The 4,199-nt window shown below is 68.6% G+C and carries 3 protein-coding genes; 2 read left to right on the top strand and 1 reads right to left on the bottom strand.

Features of this window, described 5'->3' with window-relative positions; all coding sequences use genetic code 11:
• A partial coding sequence (locus EV643_RS43740) for a hypothetical protein (RefSeq protein ID WP_133806135.1) occupies positions 1 to 293 on the bottom strand: 293 nt, incomplete at its 3' end.
• A 106-nt stretch (positions 294 to 399) separates the two neighbouring features.
• Between EV643_RS43740 and EV643_RS43735 the strand changes: the two genes are divergently transcribed.
• Together EV643_RS43735 and EV643_RS43730 are read left to right on the top strand one after the other, a co-directional pair.
• Positions 400 to 1,881 carry a M81 family metallopeptidase gene (locus EV643_RS43735; RefSeq protein WP_238166226.1) on the top strand — a complete coding sequence of 494 codons (1,482 nt, stop codon included), beginning with the start codon at positions 400 to 402 and terminating at the stop codon, positions 1,879 to 1,881.
• A gap of 177 nt (positions 1,882 to 2,058) precedes the next feature.
• Positions 2,059 to 4,110 (top strand): HelD family protein, encoded by a 2,052-nt coding sequence (locus EV643_RS43730; RefSeq protein WP_133806134.1) that lies wholly within the window; start codon positions 2,059 to 2,061, stop codon positions 4,108 to 4,110.
• The last annotated feature ends 89 nt before the right edge of the window (positions 4,111 to 4,199 follow it).

Genomic DNA, 4,199 nt, shown 5'->3' with positions numbered 1-4,199 from the left:
GCCTCGGCCTTCAACGCCGCCAGCCGGGCCTCGAGCCGGGTGATCGCATCCACCCGATCCAGCCAGCCGCCATCGGCCAGTTGCGTGGTGTCCTGAGAGACCACCGCGTCATACAACGCCGAACCACCGGCCGGGTCGTCCTCCACGTCGAACCGGCCGAGGACGCCCTGCTCGGCGATGGTGGTGTCGCTGAGGGGGGTGGGGTTGTCGGGGTCGTGGGGTGAGCGGTCGGCCTGGCCCGAGAGCGGGCGCAGGGCTGCGTCCCCGGGGCGGGTGGCCAGGCATTCGCTCATGAATCGATAGTATGTTCGACTACACTGCGAATCAAATCAGCCACGGACAGCGAGATGCAGGTGAGCTGGAGACTCTGAGTAGGGTCGTCCTGGTCGGTGGAGTGCGGTGTCTGCGAGAGAGGCCAGCTTGGTGATTGGGCGTTCTGGGGCGTTGCGGATCGGGATTGCTGGGATTGCGATCGAGTCGAGTACGTTCTCGCCGCATCGGACCACGTTGGACGACTTCCGGGTGACGCGTGGCGACGAGCTGCTGGCGCGGTACGCGTTCCTCGCGCCGGGCGCGCCGTTGACCCAGGGCGTCGAGTGGGTGCCGCTGCTGCATGCGGTGGCGGTGCCTGGTGGGCCGGTGACGGAGGAGACGTACGAGCAGCTGGCGGGGGAGATCTTCGAGTTGCTCGGTACGGCGGGGCCGCTGGACGGGGTGTTCGTCGACTTCCACGGAGCGATGAGTGTGCTCGGGCGTACCGACATCGAGGCGGAGTTCGTCGCGGGCATCCGCGAGGTCGTCGGCCCCGAGGTGTTGTTGTCGGCCTCGATGGATCTCCACGGCAACGTGTCTCGTTCGCTCGCGGACACGCTCGACCTGATCACCTGTTACCGCAAGGCTCCGCACACCGACGCGTGGGAAACCAGGGAGCGCGCGGCCCGCAATCTGGTGACGCGGCTCCGTTCCGGCGGGCGGCGGCCGCACAAGGCGTGGGTGCAGGTGCCGGTGCTTCTGCCGGGGGAGAAGACGAGCACCAGAATCGAACCGGCCAGGGGGATCTACGCACTGGTCGATGAGGTCGAGGCGATGGACGGCGTACTGGACGCGGCGATCTGGGTCGGGTACGCGTGGGCGGACGAGCCGCGCTGCCAGGCCGCGGTCGTGGTGACCGGCGACGACGAGCAGGTTGTCGCCGCACAGGCGAAGCGGCTCGCCGACGCCTACTGGGATGCGCGCGACGAGTTCGAGTTCGTTGCGCCGACCGGCAGCCTGGCCGAGTGCGTCGAGCGGGCGATCGCGAGTTCCGCCCGGCCGTTCTTCATCAGCGATTCCGGTGACAACCCGACGGCGGGCGGCGCCGGCGACACGTCGTACACGCTGGACCTGCTTCTGCGTATGCCGGCAATCACAGAGCTGACCACGATCTACGCCGCCATCGTCGACCCTGAGGTGACGGCGACCGCTGTCGGTGCGGGCGTCGGGGCGACGGTGAGCGTGAAGCTGGGCGGCAAGATCGATTCGGGTCCTTGTGGACCGGTGCCGCTGACCGCGGAAGTGGTCGCGATCGATCCGGCCGGGGCCGCGGTCGTGCTCGGGGTCGGCGGGCTGCGCGTCATCGTGACCGCGCGCCGCAAGCCGTACCACCTGGAGTCGGACTTCACCGAGCTCGGCCTGTCGCCGCGGGACGCCGACCTGGTCGTCGTGAAGATCGGCTACCTCGAACCGGAGCTCTACGCGATGGCGGCGGACTGGCTCCTCGCCCTCACCCCCGGCGGCGTCAACCAGGACCTCCTCCGCCTGGGCCACCATCGCATCGAGCGGCCGATGTTCCCGTTCGACCCGGACCTGGCTGATCCAGACCTCACTCCCGAAGTGCTGTAGGTAATTCGGTGGCGGGTTGTTCAAGCCGCTGGTAGCGTCGCCGGTCTGTCTTTTCGGCTGGTTTCCCTGCATTGCGTCAAGGATCGAATCGAACCGGATGTTTCTCCGGGGCGGGACCCTGTTGATCGCCACAGTCCGTCGTTCGTTCACCTGTCACCGCGAGGTCGAGGCCCTTCCATGGTCGAACTCATCCCTGCCGAAACCCCAGAACTCGAGGCCGAACGGGCCTTCCTGACCGAAGCTCATGCGGCCCTGGCCCGCATGTACCAGGACGTGCTGCACCGGGAGATCCCGGTGATCGGCGGCGAGGACAACGACGAGCGCTTCACCAACGAATCCAACGCGCTGGCCCACAAGCAGCGGACGCAGGCGCTCGTCGACCTGCCCGATGTACCTCTGTTCTTCGGGCGGCTCGACTACGAGGCCGGCACCATCGAGGAGCTGGACCGGATCTACATCGGTCGCAGGCACGTTCACGACGGCCTCGGCGCGCCGCTCGTCATCGACTGGCGGGCGCCGGTGTCGGTGCCGTTCTACCGGGCGACCCGCAGCGACCGGCAGCGGGTCCTGTTGCGGCGCCGCTACGGCTTCTCCGATGCGGCCGAGCTGACCGGTTTCGAGGACGAGCCGCTGATCGGGACCGAGGCAGCCGACGTAGCCGACGCCTTCCTGCGGGCCGAGATCGAACGCCCACGCACCGGGCCGATGCGCGACATCGTGGCCACGATCCAGCCGGAACAGGACGATCTGGTCCGGGCGCCGCTGCATCCGAGCATCTGCGTGCAGGGCGCACCCGGGACGGGTAAGACCGCTGTCGGCCTGCACCGCGTGGCGTACCTGCTCTACACCGAACGGGAACGGCTGAGCCGCGGCGGTGTCGTCATCGTGGGCCCGAACCGCTCGTTCCTTTCGTACATCCGCAAGGTCCTGCCCGCGCTCGGTGAGGTCGACGTTCGGCAGATCACGATCGACGAGCTGATCACCCAGCCCGCCGCCGCGTCGGACGAGCCGGAGACCGCACGGGTCAAGGGTGATGCCCGGATGGCGCACGTGTTACGACGTGCGTTGTGGTCGTACGTCGGTACGCCGACCGCCGGAATCCTGTACAGCAAGGGATCCCGGCGTTACCGGGTGCACGACTACGAGGTCGTGGACATCGTGTCCGCCCTGCGCGAGTCGACCAGGTACGCCCCGGGGCGAAACGCTCTTGCGCAGCGGATCGCGCACGCCGTACTGGTTCTGATGGAGCGGCGTGGTGAGTCGCCGGACGACCGTGTGCAGAACGCCGTCGCCCGCTCGAAGCCCGTGAAGGAACTGGTCGACGCGGTGTGGCCCCGCGTCGTACCGGAACAGGTCCTGCACCGGCTGTTCTCCGATGCGGACTTCCTGGCGCAGTCGGCCGATGACCTCACCCCGGACGAACGCGCGGCGGTGCTGTGGCGCAAGCCTTCCCGCTCGTGGAAGTCGGCGACGTGGTCGGCCGCCGACGCCGTGTTGCTCGACGAGCTGGACGACCTGATCGAACGCCGGGCCGGCTCGCTCGGCCATCTCGTCCTGGACGAGGCCCAGGACCTCTCGGCCATGCAACTGCGCGCGCTGGGCCGGCGTTGTCGCACCGGGTCGGCAACTGTCCTCGGCGACGTCGCGCAGGCAACGACCCCGTGGGCGGCCGGCTCATGGGATCGGGTGCTTGATCACCTCGAGAAGACGGACGCCGTGGTGGCCGAGCTCGATCGGGGGTTCCGCGTGCCGGCCCAGATCATCGACTTCGCGGCGAAGCTGCTGCCCGAGATCGCACCCACGCTCGGTGTGCCGAGTGGCGTACGGACGGTCGCGGAGGCGCTGACCGTCGTACAGACCGATGAGCTCTCCTTTCTGGACACGCTCGTCGCTGCCTGCCGGGCCGCTCTGACCGGCGAAGGTTCGGTCGCGCTGATCGCGGCCGACGAGCAGGTCTCAGGTCTGCGGGACGCGCTAGCCGCCGCCGGTCTCCAGCCGGCACTCCTGGGGGAGACCGAGGAGGAGATGGACACGGCGAGACTGGTCTGCGTCCCGGCGACCCTCGCGAAGGGGCTGGAGTTCGACGCGGTCGTGGTAGCCGAGCCGGCCCGGATCGTCTCGGCCGAACCACGTGGGCTCCACCGCCTGTACGTCGTACTGACCCGGGCCGTCACCCGCCTCCATATCGTCCACGCGACGCCCCTCCCGGCGGCCTTGAACCAGCGCTAGGAGGCCGCTGAATAATCCGCGTGTCGTCGCGGTGTCTGCTGTGCGTGCTGAGAGGGTTTTGGCATGCAGGGTGTGGAGCGGGTCGATCG

Source organism: Kribbella caucasensis, from assembly GCF_004361855.1.
Classification (GTDB): Bacteria; Actinomycetota; Actinomycetes; order Propionibacteriales; family Kribbellaceae; genus Kribbella; species Kribbella caucasensis.
This window is presented reverse-complemented; position numbering and strand designations above follow the sequence as displayed.